Origin of the sequence: Candidatus Kapaibacterium thiocyanatum (genome assembly GCA_001899175.1) — a bacterium.
GTDB lineage: Bacteria > Bacteroidota > Ignavibacteria > Kapaibacteriales > Kapaibacteriaceae > Kapaibacterium > Kapaibacterium thiocyanatum.
The window spans coordinates 1-14,748 of sequence record MKVH01000024.1 but is presented as its reverse complement, the minus strand read 5'-3'; the positions used below and the strand labels follow the sequence as shown (position 1 = coordinate 14,748).

15 protein-coding genes and 1 pseudogene are annotated in these 14,748 nt (G+C 57.2%); 9 read left to right on the top strand and 7 right to left on the bottom strand.

The features are described from left to right. Positions 1-27: 27 nt before the first annotated feature. The 7 genes from BGO89_08655 to BGO89_08625 all read left to right on the top strand — a co-directional run bounded on the left by BGO89_08655 (position 28) and on the right by BGO89_08625 (position 5,332). The gene (locus tag BGO89_08655; GenBank protein OJX56615.1) at positions 28-1,050 is read left to right on the top strand and encodes a hypothetical protein; all 1,023 of its coding nucleotides are present in this window, start codon (positions 28-30) and stop codon (positions 1,048-1,050) included. A gap of 76 nt (positions 1,051-1,126) precedes the next feature. Beyond that, positions 1,127-1,852, top strand: coding sequence for a hypothetical protein (locus BGO89_08650; GenBank protein ID OJX56614.1), 726 nt, complete (start codon positions 1,127-1,129; stop codon positions 1,850-1,852). Between the two features lie 21 nt (positions 1,853-1,873). After that, on the top strand, positions 1,874-3,058 hold the full coding sequence (locus BGO89_08645; protein ID OJX56613.1) for a hypothetical protein: 1,185 nt from the start codon (positions 1,874-1,876) through the stop codon (positions 3,056-3,058). Between the two features lie 13 nt (positions 3,059-3,071). Then, a complete protein-coding gene (locus BGO89_08640; GenBank protein ID OJX56612.1) occupies positions 3,072-3,392 on the top strand; it encodes a hypothetical protein in 321 nt (106 codons plus the stop codon). Further along, the gene (locus BGO89_08635; GenBank protein OJX56611.1) at positions 3,389-3,829 is read left to right on the top strand and encodes a hypothetical protein; all 441 of its coding nucleotides are present in this window, start codon (positions 3,389-3,391) and stop codon (positions 3,827-3,829) included. Before BGO89_08640 ends, BGO89_08635 begins: the two co-directional genes overlap by 4 nt. Before the next feature lie 4 nt (positions 3,830-3,833). Then, a complete protein-coding gene (locus tag BGO89_08630) occupies positions 3,834-4,331 on the top strand; it encodes a hypothetical protein (protein ID OJX56610.1) in 498 nt (165 codons plus the stop codon). A gap of 5 nt (positions 4,332-4,336) precedes the next feature. Continuing rightward, positions 4,337-5,332: a hypothetical protein gene (locus BGO89_08625; protein ID OJX56609.1), complete on the top strand. Its 996-nt coding sequence runs from the start codon at positions 4,337-4,339 to the stop codon at positions 5,330-5,332. Positions 5,333-5,350: 18 nt separating this feature from the next. Here BGO89_08625 and BGO89_08620 read toward each other — a convergent pair whose 3' ends face one another. Next, complete coding sequence (locus tag BGO89_08620) at positions 5,351-6,118, bottom strand: hypothetical protein (GenBank protein ID OJX56608.1); 768 nt, start codon at positions 6,116-6,118, stop codon at positions 5,351-5,353. 5 nt (positions 6,119-6,123) lie between these two features. Here BGO89_08620 and BGO89_08615 point away from each other — a divergent pair, with 5 nt between their 5' ends. Then, on the top strand, positions 6,124-6,528 hold the full coding sequence (locus BGO89_08615; GenBank protein OJX56607.1) for a hypothetical protein: 405 nt from the start codon (positions 6,124-6,126) through the stop codon (positions 6,526-6,528). Between the two features lie 76 nt (positions 6,529-6,604). On the opposite strand, the gene BGO89_08610 is transcribed toward BGO89_08615, so the two are convergent. The 6 genes from BGO89_08610 to BGO89_08585 form a co-directional block, all read right to left on the bottom strand. Continuing rightward, positions 6,605-7,549, bottom strand: a complete 945-nt coding sequence (locus tag BGO89_08610; protein ID OJX56606.1) for a hypothetical protein — start codon at positions 7,547-7,549, stop codon at positions 6,605-6,607. 125 nt (positions 7,550-7,674) lie between these two features. After that, entirely contained in the window at positions 7,675-9,510 is a 1,836-nt protein-coding gene (locus BGO89_08605) for a hypothetical protein (GenBank protein OJX56605.1), read from the bottom strand. Positions 9,511-10,010: 500 nt separating this feature from the next. Continuing rightward, complete coding sequence (locus tag BGO89_08600) at positions 10,011-10,688, bottom strand: hypothetical protein (protein OJX56604.1); 678 nt, start codon at positions 10,686-10,688, stop codon at positions 10,011-10,013. A 349-nt stretch (positions 10,689-11,037) separates the two neighbouring features. Further along, entirely contained in the window at positions 11,038-11,724 is a 687-nt protein-coding gene (locus BGO89_08595; protein OJX56603.1) for a hypothetical protein, read from the bottom strand. A 1,147-nt stretch (positions 11,725-12,871) separates the two neighbouring features. Next, a complete protein-coding gene (locus tag BGO89_08590) occupies positions 12,872-13,450 on the bottom strand; it encodes a hypothetical protein (GenBank protein OJX56602.1) in 579 nt (192 codons plus the stop codon). Between the two features lie 510 nt (positions 13,451-13,960). Next, positions 13,961-14,509 carry a hypothetical protein gene (locus BGO89_08585; protein OJX56601.1) on the bottom strand — a complete coding sequence of 183 codons (549 nt, stop codon included), beginning with the start codon at positions 14,507-14,509 and terminating at the stop codon, positions 13,961-13,963. Positions 14,510-14,542: 33 nt separating this feature from the next. On the opposite strand from BGO89_08585, the pseudogene BGO89_08580 reads away from it, so the two are divergent. Next, positions 14,543-14,748: pseudogene (locus BGO89_08580) on the top strand (hypothetical protein).

The window sequence follows — 14,748 nt, the reverse complement described above, 5'->3', positions numbered from 1 at the left end:
CATTATCCCATCTGGAGTTCACATACCATGACCATGCTTCGCTTGCTCGGGCTCTCGGCACTGGTGGCACTCGCTGTTGCCGGTTGCGCCCGCAAGGCCGAGTCCGTCAAGATCGACGGGTTGACTCTCTACAAGGACGAGGTCCGTCAGTTCGAAATCAAACTGCCCAACGGATGGCACAAGCAGTCCCTCCCGGGCCAGCTCGTCGTCGTGCATTCGACTCCCACCATCGGCAGCCGCTTCCTGAACTTCTCGAAGGGCGAAGGCGGATGCAAGATCGAGCTGCGTGCCATACCGGTCGACAGCGCGCTGACGCTCGATACGCTCGTGAAGAACAGCAAGCTGCAATTCGAGGATGGACTGGACCGCTACATCAAGTCGTCGGCCACGCTCGGCGGCAAGCCTGCGCAGAAGCTCACGGTAGAATTCGATCAGGAGGACGGCAAGTACAAGTCGGAATCGTACTTCGCCGAGCAGGACTCCGTGGTGACCGTCGTGACGTTCGCGGCCTTCGGCAATACATACGGCGACTACGAGGATGACTTCAAGGAGATCCTCGCCTCCGTCAAGATCGCACGGCGTCAGGTCGAACTGAAGCCCAAGGTCGACACCGCAGCACCGAAGGGCCCCGAGCCGCCGTCCGACACCCTGCGTTCCTACAACGCGCCGGACTTCGCCATCGAGATTCCCCAGAACTTCAACGGCTCCAAGGCGCAGAGCTCGGGGCTGTCCTCCGTCAGCTTCGCCGGCTCGCGTCTGGACTGTACGATCCAGGTCGACGTCTTCGATGCGTCGAAGCAGAGCAACCTCGACAAGATCATCGAACAGAACAAGGCGAAGTACGGTGGTGGCAGTGCGACGGGCACGACGCTCGGCGGAGCCAAGGCCTACTACTTCAGCTACAATCCTGCCGCCAACATCGGCAGCCGCGCATACTTCACGGTCAAGGGCAACAAGATGTACCGCGTGACCGTGAACTGGTACAAGCCCGAACAGAACGTCTACCTGCCGCTCTTCGAGCGCTGCATCGCGAGCGTCAAGCTCAAGTAGAACGCATCGGCCGCATGAGGAATCCGAAACAACGCCGGGCATATGCCCGGCGTTGTTTGTTGCGCATATTGCGCCCATGCACGCCCTCCCGGTGATATCGGCCGCCCTGGTCATCTGCCTCGTCGCAGCGGCCTGCTCCAGCTCGTCCACGAATCCCGTCCCCGATTCTCCGTCCGACAGGAACTGGAACGTCCGCAGCTTCCTCTTCCTCCGCCAGCCCGGCAGCTCCTATACCCTGCAGTATCGAACCGTCAATATCACCGCCACCGGTGAGCAGACGACGACCATGGGCTCGGCCTATCGCTATACGGTGCTGGACACCGCCTTCGTACGCAGTACGGACGGACGCCGCTGCGTCATGGTCCTGCGGGAAACGATGGCATCGACCGGCGGCAGCGTGCTCCAGACCGATACGACCTATCAGTTCGCCGACGCTTCGCAGCTCGTCGTCTACGAACGGATGTCCGATACCGTCGGCCGCCGGCGCCTCGCCGAACCACTGCGCACGGGCACGACCTTCCTCTATCGCGACTATCTCGGAAGCGTCGAGAGTAACATTTATCACATCATCTCACTCGATAGCACCGTCAGCACCGTAACGGGCAATCTGCCCGCCGTACATGTCCGGATGTCCACCAGCACATCGGACTCGACGGGGCGCACGGTATTTCAGGACGAACAGTTGTTCTCACCGTCGATCGGCGTCATCGTACAACGGCAGACACGCCGTTTCACGCCGGCCGACGGAGGTGCATCAACGACGACGGTTCTTGAATTCTATCTTGTACAACGATCATGGTGAACCGTGATACGACTTCGACGCTTGCCGATCCACCTTGTCTACGTCATCCTCACCATCGTCACGCCCGCCACGGCATTCGCCATTCCGCAGTATTCCCTCCTCAGCGGCAACCGCTGTTCGGCCTGCCACGTCGCCCCGGCAGGCGGTGGTCTGCGCAGCGAGCTGGGATGGTATAGCTGGAACGACGTCAGTATGATTCCCCGCGACGCCCAGCCCCTCAAGGCGCTCTTCGCCGGCGACGACTCGAACACGTTCTTCGATGGCCTGCTCACCCTCGGCATGGACATGCGCCTGCAGAACACACGCTCGTTCTACAGAGATTCGGCGGAACGCACGACGTTTCCGATGCAGGCCGCACTCTACGCCGCCATCACCCCCATCAAGGCCCTGACCATCGAAGGCAGCTACAACCTGGCCGCACTGCGCAAGGAAAGCGGAGCCACCTCGACGGCACGGTTTCCCGGACAACGCGACGGTCACCTCAGCGCCATCATCTACCCCGATTCCTCGGGATATTCACTGCGCGTCGGTCTTTTCCGCCCCGGCGTCGGCATGCGGTACGACGACCATACCATGTTCCCCTACTCGTACGTGACGTCCACGGCGCGCCAGACCTACCTCGCGCCGAACTGGTCCGAGTTCGGCGCGGAGTTCACCTACGAGACACCGCTCTGGCTCACGGCCCAGGCAGGCATCTTCGGTTCGGAAGGACTGTCGCAGGTACGCCTCAACGACGGAACGCACAGCCATAGCGCCGTGAGCGGATCGGCACCGACACTGACCGGACGCGTGATCTTCTGGCCGCGCGCTCTGGACGACAAGCTCAACATGTACGTAGGCACGGGCCTCCTCGTCAACGGCGGCTTCTCCATCGTGAACTCCTTCGCAGGGATAGGACTTACCGACAACCTCGCCCTGATGCTCGACTACACGCAGACGTCGCGCAAGGACATCCAGACATCGAGGAACTTCATGGCCGAACTCATGTGGCAGGTCTGGTCTCCAGCCCTGCTCTATGCCCGGTGGGAACGGGGAGCCACGACGTTCGCCCAGGCGGCCGACGAAGCGGTCGTCTACAGCGCCGTCCTCGGCGCACAACTGTTCGTCCTTCCATACGTCGAGCTGCGTCCGGAGTATCGGATCTGGGATACGATGCTCGACGGGCGTACGACCCGCTGGAACGTTCAGCTACACATCTTTTATTGACGGGGGACGCGATATGGGACCACGCATTCTGATCATCGTTTCCGTGCTGGCCATTCTCATCGCAGGTGGGAAATGGATCTCCGACGGAATGGAATGGTATACGAAGGACAGGAAACAGGTAACCGAGCTGGTCAAGGACGAGTTGTTCGGCACCACGGAAAAGAAAGTGACATGGGTGGACGACCCGCGCTTCGGCCTGCTGCCGGACGATGCGACGATCACCGCCCTGCCGAAGAGCTTCGGCTTCGTCCTCGGCATGGGCACCGTCGGCATCATCGCAGGAATGTTGTGGAGCCGCCGCAAGACACGCACATCTTCGAACAGGACACCATGAAACGGGCATCATCGATCGCAGCACTATCGGCATTGGCCATCCTCGCCGCGGCATGCAGCAAGGACGACGTGACCATCACTCCACCGAAGGACGACGGCGCGCCCAGGATCGTCATGTTCAATGTCGATGCCGAGCCCGCACTGAACGTTCCCGGTGGCGTCGTCCTGAAATCATGGACGGGGATGAACAAGGGCAGGCCTATCGCCATCGTGCGGATCACGACGAACTTCTTCGCGGCTCATCGTGCACAGTGCACGAAGGACAGCGTCAATCTCCAGCTTGGTGGCGACTATCTCGTCTGCCCGGTCGACGGTACGCGTTACCGCACGGAAAGCGGTACGGTCGCGACGCAGCCTCCTTCGGGTGGCGCCACCGAACTGCGTCATGTCGCCGTTCTCTTCGACACGACGTCACGTTCGATCACCATCAGCGAATAGAACCATGAACGACATCGATCTCGACATGGAACGCCAGCAACGACGGCTGTTCCTCCAGCGGGCGGCGGCTTCGGCAGGACTGGTTCTGTGCGCCGGATCGGTCGCCAGCATCCTCACGTCCTGCGAAACCACGGAACAGGCACCCTCGCCCAGCGGCAAGACAGTCACCTTCCTCGTCCAGGGGGTCACGGAACTGGAACAGCCCGGTGGCATCGTCCAGCGTACCATCAGCGGCCTCAACAGCGGCGGCCCGGTCTTCATCTCGCGCATTTCGCCCACGGCCTTCGCCGTCTTCAGTTCGATCTGCACCCATGAAGCGTGCGTCGTCGATATCCCTCATGACCCGGCGGAACCGTGCATCTGCCCATGCCACGGCTCCACCTATTCCCGCACGGACGGCAAGGTTCTGAGCCAGCCCTTCAGCGGAGGCAGAGCCACCGACCTGCCAACCTTCGCATCGACGTTCGATGCGACGACACAACAATTGACGATCAACACCTGAGCAGCGTGACACAACTCGACCACGACATAGGCCGGGCCATCGCCGACGTAACACGGAACGGCCGACATCTCTCCACGGTCATCGACGAACTCTTCACGGCCTATCGCCCCGACGCGGACACGGCGGCCGATATACGATCCCGCATCGTCGAAGCCGTACGAACCATGCCCGAGTGGTTGCGTCAGCGTATCCGGGCGGCATACGGCGACAAGGCGACGCGGATTCTCGAAGCACTGCGATCGGAAGCACCCGTCTTCATTCGCGTCAACACCCTGAAGACGACGGACAGGGATGCGCTGCGCGCATTGCGGGATGCAGGCGCCGAGCCTACCGAACTCGAGCACTGCCTGGTCGTCGCACGGCCTTTCGGACTCTATCGCAGACAGTCCTTCCGTGACGGCTGGTTCGAGCAACAGGACATATCGTCGCAGCGCGTGGCGCTATCCATGGACCTTGCACCCGGCATGCGCGTCGTGGACGCCTGCGCAGGAAATGGAGGCAAGACGCTGCATATGGCCGCCCTCATGGGCAACAGGGGACGTATCATCGCCCTCGACCCCTATGCGGAGAAACTGTCGACGTTACGTTCACGAGCCGCACGCGCAGGCGTCTCCATCGTCGAGCCTCGCGCCATCACATCCACCAAGACCGTCAAACGCCTTGCGGAAACGGCCGACCGCGTCCTCGTCGACGTCCCGTGCTCGGGAACGGGCGTACTGCGACGCAATCCGGACATTCCCTGGCACCTCACGGATGCATCCATCGGCGAACTGGTATCGCTACAGCGCGACATCCTGCGACGCAGTGCCAACTGCGCAAAGCCGGGCGGTCTCGTCGTCTATGCATCGTGCAGCATCCTTCCGGAGGAAGGCCCGGACCAGATCCGTACCTTCCTCGACCAGTCTCCGTTCACTCTCGAGAGCGAATGGGCCTCGATGCCCGACAATGCTCCGCACTCCGGTGACGGCTTCTACTGCGCCGTGCTGCGAAGGAATCCATAGAGCGTTCGTCTCGACGTGTTACGAGATAAGATGTCTCATCAACTTCCGCTTCGCTACGGGAAGGATGGTTTCCTCGAACGGGAAATCCAGATCGGTATCGCAGATATAGGTTGCCGGATTGGGCAGATCACGATGGCCACGCACGAGTTCGAGCTTGATCGATTCTGGCGCCTCCTGGACGTAGCGTGCATCCCGCGTCTCCACTTCGATCGTCCGCATCGCACGGTATTGTTCCTGCTCGGCCGTGAACAGCGCCAGTTCATAGCGCAGGATATGGAAGATCTGGGTCCGCAGGTCCGGTATCATCACGTACCCTTCGTCCTTGTAGATTGGCATGATGCCGACGATGTCGAGCGACATGTGCTGGCTCACGAAGTCGAACATCGCCGTACCTTCCTCGACCAGCAGCTTCAGTGACGGCAGGGCCCACATGATCAGCGTGAAGAGGTGTTCCACCGCTTCCTGATCGGCGGGAACCGCGTCCAGCGTAAGGGTCTTCGTTTCGAGGTCCACACCCGTAATCGTTTTCGGGAGATTACGTCTGTAGTGTTCGCCCTGCTGCCGGATCGTTTCCAGGATCGACGTGAGTTCGATCAGATCGGGAAGGGTCGGATACAGCCGACTGTGATGAAAATCGCTGCGTACGGATGCGATCCCTGCAAGGATCCTGTACTGACTCGATTCAAGGTCATGCCCGGCCTTGGTAAAGAGTTCAAGATTCAGCGTGCCCATCGGGTACCTCCTGGTACCAGTGAATGAATCGTTGCTGTTCTTCCTGATTAACAATCCCCATGCCGAAAATGTTACCCGTCATCGTCGTCTTCGATGGAGTCTGCACGCTCTGCAATCACAGCGTGGACTTCCTCATGCGCCACGATCGCACGGAGTCACTGATGTTCACCTCCTTCCAGTCGGAAGCAGGGCGAACACTCCTGGCACGACATGGCATCGATCACGCACCGACGACGATCTACGTGGTCGAGAACGACCGGATCTACACCGAGAGCACGGGCATCCTCCGTCTGTGCAGATATCTTGACTGGCCATGGCGGGCAGGAACCGTACTGCTCGTCATTCCCGCCTTCGTCCGCAACATCGTCTACCGCATCGTCGCCCGCAATCGCTACCGGTGGTTCGGCGAACGCGATACATGCCGCCTGCCGACTCCGAAGGAACGGCGAAGGTTCCTGGAGTAACGTCCGTCGGAATGCGGGTACGTGACAGGCCTGCAGACATCGTATCTCAGCTACGAGTCATGAAGGCCCGATGCGATCATCGCTGTTGCGCCACGTTGCACTGTGTGCCCATCGGCGTCACCGAAAGGGAGATGAGATAGCTTCCACCGGTGGAAACCGTGAACGTTCCCGAACACGAATGACCTTGGGTCACGACCTGGAGCGACATTCCCATCGCCCTGTAGATGATGATGTTCTGCAATTCGAACGTATGCTTGCCCGCGGAGATTCCGTCGATCGTCGTCGACAGATTCACACTACCGGGAACGTTGCTGAGAAGGCCCTGGGCTTCGCCGTCGACATACAGTCCGAAGGTTGCAAGGCTTCCCTGGAATCGATCCCACATGGACATCCGGATGTCATGTCCGGGATCCGGTTCATCCGTTGCGTTCCGGACGTTCGCGGCACGGACGTCGCTCTTGCTGTGCTGATAGTCCCCGGGCATATCGGGCAGCATGTCGAGCATGGCGACAACGGGCTCCGTATCGTAGCTATGCTGGACGAGGAATTCCGCAGCCCAACGATCGGCGGCATCCTCGCTCTCCGTACCGCGTCCGCTGCTGTACACGGGAAAGACCTGCGTACCGGATCTCACGAGATGCGGGGTCACGTGGCCAAGAACCTGATGGGCATACTCGTGTGCCATCCAGAATGCCGTCACTTCCTGATCCCGGTGTCCGAATACGGCATAGTCGATGATCACGGTTCCATTGGGCAGTGCCCGTCCGATGCTCGACACATCGGTAATGAAGACCGGATACGACCTGCCGCTGTACTGTGCGAGCTGGAACCATATCTCCCTGAATCTGCCAGCCGCGGTCGGATCCGTAAAGGCACGGAAGGTATTCTCGACCCGTTCCTGAAAGAACCGTTGCACCCTGTCCCCTTCCTGTCCGTTGCAGACCGGTACCGCGAACAGGAACGACAGTGCGGTGCAGGATGCTGCAACGATCACTCCCGCACGGACGATAATCTTGCGCATAACCTACTCCCTTGGTATTCGTGACATCAGAACACGTATCTCCATCCCCTCGACGGCACAATATTATTCAATATGAAAGTAAGAACATATAGCAAATACCCGTATTCCGCATAGGATGAACGAGCTTACTGGCCATGCACGAGAACCAGCGTCGTCGTCCTGCCGACGACAACGTATGGCCCTGCAGGCGGAGGCATGGCAGGCACGAAGCGGCACGAAGCAGTGGGTACAACGTGGATCATTCTGCCCGTGAGGTCGTAGACGGCGATCCGCTGCCCGTCGGACACCCCAGTATCCCGTATCACGAAGGCCTGACCATCCCAGTAGGCTCCATCCTGTCCACCGACATCCGATGTCGGATCGTCCTTCGCCGACAGGACCGGATCTATCGAGATATAGAGCCCGCGGTCCGTCGCTACGATGAGACGATCGCCATGGACGATGGCATGCGTCGGCAGCTCGGTCTCTTCCCACGATCCCGTCACGAACTGCCACGTGATGCCGCCATCAGTGCTTTGCACCAACCCACGTCCGCCTACGTACAGCGTACCGTCGGATGCGATCGACATGCGCATCCTGTTCCGGATCTCCACCGGAAGGAGGCTCGCGAATCTCCACGTACGCCCCTGATCATCACTTCGGTACATCTTCGCCTGCGTATACGTCGTCGGATGAAGAGCATAGCTCATGAGAGCGTAGATCGTATCCCCCCGATGCTCCATAGCCCAGCAGTAGATGTCCGTGCCGATCCCTTCATTGGACATCATCCAGGACCTTCCTTCGTCGGTCGACATCAGGATTCCGTACCGGTCGACCACGGTGGTGAGCGAATCGGTGCCGATGTTCCACGCCTCCGTGGTTCCCACCACGATGCGGCGCGGTTGCGAGCCCAGGATGACTCGACCGACTGGCCCGGTGGTATACCCTTGCTGGGTGCGGGGCCAATCGGTCTCCATGACCGTGGCCGTCGCCGTCCTGACATCGACCGTATACCAGAACTTGTTCGCGAAGAGGAGAAGTGTGTCGGGCGCCAACTGGATGGCCTGCAACGCCGCCCCTATCAGGGCCTTGCCGCTCGTGTCCTCGACGACCGTCGCCACCGTATCCATACCTCTGAGAATGCCCGTCGTACTCTGATCGTTCACGATCGTGAAGGATCGGAAGGGATAGACGTACTGCGGGTTGCACCGCTCGCCGGTGTCGAACGTCAGTCCATACCATCGCCCCGCATCGGGATCATGGAGCGCCATCTCGCGTTGACAACATTGCGTATGGAGAGCGAAGAACCGGGATGCACCATGCAGAACGGGAACGAGATCGGGATAGGACAGGCCCGTTTCCACGACAGGAGATGGTATCACGACGACCGTATCATCGAGAATCCGCAGAAGATGGCTGCCGATCGCTGCGATGAGGGCGCCGTCGGCACGTTCGGCCACACCCTGGATGTAGCCATCGACATCGTCGAAGGCAGGATGCGGAGCGAAGGTTGCGCCGTCATCCGTAGATACGAAGACCAATGGCGCAGCGGTATCAACCTGGGATTGAACGTATGCCACGACCCTGCCATCGGCCAGACGAAGGAGCTTGTCCACCGCTCTGTCCGGTCCGGCAGGTATATCGACAGCATCACAAGCACTACGGCGTACTATATGGCGATTCGATATCGAAAGGATACCTCCGTTCGCAAGCACGATATGTTCCGCCGAGCCGAACGCATGCGTCATCCTGTTCCACGATCCATCGACAGGATCATATCGATACGATGCCGTGTCCGGCTTCCCATCGGGCAATCGATCGATCACGGTCATCATCGCGGAAGAACAGGCCGAAACGTAGGACAGCCGTACCGACTCCGGTGCGTTGACCGGAAGCGTATCGAGACTCTTCCGCTCTCCGTCGATGAATACCGAAGAGAAGAGACGCCTCGTACCCGGTGTCGCGCTTGCCTCCAGAAGCAATCCTCCTGGTATTGAAACGATTGCCTGAAGTGGCCGTATCCGATCGACGCTCCCGATAACGCGGACCTGACCCAGCGAATCGACGTAATCCACCTCCTGTGTGGATCGCAGGACATACAGTCCCGAGTGCTCTCCGGGTGCCACCACTGCTGCATAGTTCGACATACTGTATCGCGCACAGGCCTCCCATTTCTGCCGTTCTTCTCTCCACATCACAAGAGCCGTCGAAGAACTGACTGCCCAACACGACGTCCCGGACCGCACCAACGCTCCGATCCCCATCGGCTCCACCGGCATCGGAATCCTGCGTACCGGAACATACTGGGCAGACGCGTCGATCCGGGTGAACAGAAGAACGGCAAGCAGAACTGGGAGGGCACTCATGTCTCGGCATCCGGAAACTGATCGGGAATCGCGCCATTCACTCGTCCGTACAGGAAGGCCGGTACACCATCTCTCGAAAGAGCCGATATACCGGCCGTCATTACATCTTCACGGCATCAATATCCACAGAGGATACACTGCATCGGATTCTGGCATTCACCGGTCGTCTTGCCCGTCGATCCCGGAACATAACGGAACTGCTTTCCTCCAGGACAGGGATTGGGGCACAGGGGTACGGCCGTAGGACATGCCGGACCGCACGTGTAGGCCTCGTACCACTTGTAGCAACTGTTGTTGTCGCACGGTGTCACGGTCAGGCAGTTGGTTCCGGGTTCTCTTTCGCACTGGAAACATGCCGGCAAGCTCAACTTCCATACGGTCTTGTAGTTCGAATTCGGATCGTTCCACTGCGTCGCGGTAGGAACGAAGTGCCCATGAGGATTGACCTTCGCTACCTCGAGCATCACGTTCTGCAGGATGCTGTTCATTTCGAACGATTGACAATCGACCTCGCAATCGCTCGGGAAGCATACCTTCGTCAGCTTGTATTCGCAACTGACTCCATACGGCACTCCGTATCCGCACGGCGTGCCTGTGATGTTCCTGCTGCAGAAATAGATCTGGGCCATACATGTTCCCGTACCCACGGGTACGGCCAGTAGCAGCGAACCATTCGTCCAGGCTGCCCCGGGACATGCCGCATCGGGCGGCGGGCAGGCGGGAACCGGAGGTTGGCATAGACAGTTCTGGGCATTCGCATGTGTTCCGACGACCGCCAGTATGGCGACTACCATAAGACAACGGACAACGATCTTCATAACCACCCCGAAAGATTAGTGATGCAAGAACCGACGCACTACTGATGCACTACTGATGCACTACTGATGCACTACTACAGATAACTATCACGTGGAAGTAAGCGGGAATATAGTAAACTCATGTTCCAGGACCATCGAACGACAGGCGATCAACGACCATGCACCAGTACGAGTGTCGTCGCCGTTCCGACGACGATATACGGTCCTGCAGGCAGCGGTGCTACCGGGACGAAACGGACGGGCACTGTCGATACGACCTCGATCATCCTGCCGGTGAGATCGTACACGGCGATTCGCACACCATCGGATATTCCGGCATGTCGTATCACGAAGGCCTGACCGTCCCAGTGGACCGTCTCATCGCCATCGCTGCATACCTGGGCCTGCAGCGTTCACCGGTCGAGAACGTCAGTCCATACCATCGTTTCGCATCGAGATCGTAGAGAGCGGCATCCTGCGGACAACATCGGGCATTCAGGGCAAGGAAGCGGGACGCGTCATGCGCGATGGGAACGAGGTCCGGATACGGTGCGGCCGTCTCTTCGTACGGTGGCGGGATTACGACGGCCGTATCACCGACGACGTTCAGGAATTTCTCGGCAGCCGTAGCGATCAGGACACGGTCGGCACCTTCCACCACGAAATGAAGGTTATCGTCGAGACCTTCGAACGCCGGATGCGGACTGAAGGTCGCACCATCATCGGTCGACATGCAGACTGCCGACGATACGGTATCGGGTCCGCGCCGGATGTATGCCAGGATGCTTCCATCCGAGAGGTGGTGGATCTTGTCGACAGCGTTGTCCGGACCGAATGCCATGCTGACGCCATTGCAAGCGGTCCGCCGGACGATACGGCGATTCGACAGCGAGAGGATATCTCCATTCGCGAGAACGACGCGATCCTCCGAGCCCAGTGGATTCGTCATCTTCTCCCATGATTCCCGGACCCGGTCGTATCGGTACGACGTCGTATCGAGCGTCCAGTTCGGTAACCTCCCGATCACGGTCATCACTGTCGAAGTTCCCGAGTGTTCTCCCGGAGCGCACGTCACCATGTAGTTCGACCCGGTGTATCGTATGCAGATGTCCCACGTCTGCAGCTCCTCCCGCCATATGGCCAGCGTCCGACTCGACACTGCCCAGCACAGGCCCCCCCGACTGCACCAGCCATCCCGCCATCATCGGCACCTGTGGCATCCGAATCCTGCGTACGGAAACGTACTGGGCGAAGGCCTCGTATCCGGTGAGCAGAAGGACGATGAAGAGGGTTCGGAAGATTCTCATGGTGGTACCGGGATTGGATCGGAATCACGGGCATCGGATCGAGCGGCGAACGAAGCGGGCTTTGCCGCCCGCTCGATAAGGAGCCCGGAGCGGACCTTTCGTCACATCTCCGAAATGACCGCCATCCCAGGAATCCGGCATCCCCGATCGGCCCGTTGACCCGGAATATCCCCGGAATAGGCCCGGGCGAAACAGCCCGACGGTACCGTATCAGTTTGATTCGTTGATTCCCATAGACTTACAACAACATTTCTGCTAAGTCCTTGGTTCTACATTCTGATGCGGCATCTTTGAGAGTAGATAGTACCCCGGCGAATTCTGTATGGATCAGTCCTGAACTCACCTTGGAAGAGAGGCCGAACTCCGAGATCGGACTTGATTAGGATAATGGACAGGCATATGGGAAAGATGCACTGAATGCAGCTTACTTTCCGTGAACCGGAGGTGCAAATGTGGCGAATGCCTGTTGAACGATTTTACGATGCTCTTTTCTTATATGCTTGCTATTCACTACGCAACTAAGAATATCGGGAAGGTCCTTGATGCTAAAGAGGGGCATGACAGTCCCACTTTCAATCTGGGAGATAACAACCTCCCTGTAGTCCTCATAGAAACCACTTGTACCTAGATCAAGCCATGTTGACTTTGAAAAGTTACCTGCACATTCTGCACAAAAGTAGTGTGGGAACTTATGCGTATGGTTGCAACCGACGTTCTCTGGTCGAGTATGGGGCTGAGAAGTGGCAACAACAAAAACTACCTCATCCTCAGTATGACCAACACACAGAAGTAATTTCCTTCCATACGTTTCGTCAGTTTTTAGGTAGTTATTGTGAACGTAGACTGTCCCTACTTTTAGCATAGGATTAATCCTTATAATTCGTCGTCACTTCCATATAGGATTCCAAGTATGTGCTTTTCATATTCGCTTCCCTTTAGCATATCGCTTGGGGTGATGCGTCTTGAGTATTGTTTCGCCAAGCCACCAGCACGTGCCCACGGAGTTTCAACAGGGTTGTTCTGATAATCATCACCGTAGTGGGTGATCATTTCCAGCACTGTGGAGGTCATACTCCCATATCTCTCCACGATAGACTCTAACAACTCCATTTGAAAGTCTGAGAATAGTGAATCCGAAAACTGGGCACCTTCAACCAGCTCAACGTACTCTGCCGGGTACGAGTCTGCATATGCCGGTTCAGTCCTGCTTTTTGCAAATGGCTGAATAGAACGTGGCCAATTACGGAATACAGCTTCGGGAACGGGACCATGTTGTTCGACCAGATAGGACTCACCAGTGATAGTAAGTCCTGTCTCCAGAACGTGGTTATAGTCAACCAGCCAAAGCAGCTTAAGCAGTTTGGTCTTGGTCATTGATTGGCAATTCTGCAACAGAAAGATCACGACAGATCGCAGACGCTCTTGAGCTTTCCGTCTTTGAAGGTCATTCATAACGATGCCCCCACTAAGTAGTCTTATTCTATATGCTGTAGATTCACAACGGCAAAATATCAAAAAGTCTGGCACTTTGATGTCCCCGTGTATCTGACCACTTGGCCCAATTCTAATGCTCATGACACCCAGTTCTTCAGTGAAATGGACGTCTTACATAGTAAGACGTCCATTTGTCCTATCATATAGGAAAACGATCATGGCCACTTCGTCAGAAAAACCTACAGTGTCACGTATCAGTGTTGAACCCGACAACGGTACGTCACCGTACTTCGAACTGCCCAAGGAAATCGTGTATTCAGTACCTGTCGTCTTTCGGGCACCTGTTAGGTTCGAAGTTCCTGTAGAATTCTGTGCTCCCGTCTCATTCAAGGATTCGGTGGATTTTCAGAAGGACCCGCAATCGGATCAAAAAGACCAATCACGTTAGTGTCGAACGACATAAATGATCCGCATGTATTGCACACAATGTGTGCGAGCTTGAACTTGATGTCTGTGAGGGTTTGACCCTCATGAATGTAGAACTCTGCCATAGAGTGGACGAAACAATGCGAATATACACAGCCCTGCCGCCAACCACTTCAAAAGCCCAATGGCTTTCTTCAGGTCAGTGGCTTTAGATTCGAATGTATTCACATGATCCCTGATAGTCACCCCCAAGTTTGAAATGATCTGTCGTTTGAAGGCATCCTCTGTGTCATCCCAATGAGCTTTGTACATACCCTCAAAATTGTAATCATACTTGTACGGTCGAAGATCAAGAACTTTGATGCAATGGTAGATGGAAAGGACGGCGATGATGAGAATCGCTAGTAGCACCAAGTGAAAGGCAATATACCATCCGCCTGAAGTGATCGTCGATGGTATGGCCGCCATCGACGCACTCGTAAGCAGAGCGACAGCAGCGATAATAACTTGTGCTTTCCTTTCCTGTCTGTCGGCTCTAGCCTGTAGTCCATCAAGAATTTTCTGACCCTGTTCATACAGGGCATGTATCGAGGTGTTCTCATTGGTCGGTCTGTTTTCCACAAGGTCTCCTTCTGTTCTAACATCGTCCATGAGTTCTTCTCCTGTGAAGCCTAACGATTCTTGATGATCGCAATTCTATTTCTTGCTTCGCCATCCCTGATGGCATTCGCAGGACTCTCAACGTTGTCCATATCAAGAACCCAACCCAATGATTCCGTTCAGTTTTACTGGGCTTACAGGAGGTTTCGGAGTTGGGAGTTCTTTAGGGTAGACTCCGATAAGGCCAGAGACTTGCATACGGCCAAGGAAATGTTTGACGTTACGTTTTC

Coding starts and splice junctions, on each gene's coding strand:
- BGO89_08640 (OJX56612.1), top strand. CDS start 3,072: ATGGGACCACGCATTCTGATCATCGTTTCCGTGCTGGCCATTCTCATC.
- BGO89_08650 (OJX56614.1), top strand. CDS start 1,127: ATGCACGCCCTCCCGGTGATATCGGCCGCCCTGGTCATCTGCCTCGTC.
- BGO89_08615 (OJX56607.1), top strand. CDS start 6,124: ATGCCGAAAATGTTACCCGTCATCGTCGTCTTCGATGGAGTCTGCACG.
- BGO89_08655 (OJX56615.1), top strand. CDS start 28: ATGACCATGCTTCGCTTGCTCGGGCTCTCGGCACTGGTGGCACTCGCT.
- BGO89_08590 (OJX56602.1), bottom strand. CDS start 13,450: ATGAATGACCTTCAAAGACGGAAAGCTCAAGAGCGTCTGCGATCTGTC.
- BGO89_08635 (OJX56611.1), top strand. CDS start 3,389: ATGAAACGGGCATCATCGATCGCAGCACTATCGGCATTGGCCATCCTC.
- BGO89_08595 (OJX56603.1), bottom strand. CDS start 11,724: ATGACCGTGATCGGGAGGTTACCGAACTGGACGCTCGATACGACGTCG.
- BGO89_08585 (OJX56601.1), bottom strand. CDS start 14,509: ATGGACGATGTTAGAACAGAAGGAGACCTTGTGGAAAACAGACCGACC.
- BGO89_08630 (OJX56610.1), top strand. CDS start 3,834: ATGAACGACATCGATCTCGACATGGAACGCCAGCAACGACGGCTGTTC.
- BGO89_08610 (OJX56606.1), bottom strand. CDS start 7,549: ATGCGCAAGATTATCGTCCGTGCGGGAGTGATCGTTGCAGCATCCTGC.
- BGO89_08600 (OJX56604.1), bottom strand. CDS start 10,688: ATGGTAGTCGCCATACTGGCGGTCGTCGGAACACATGCGAATGCCCAG.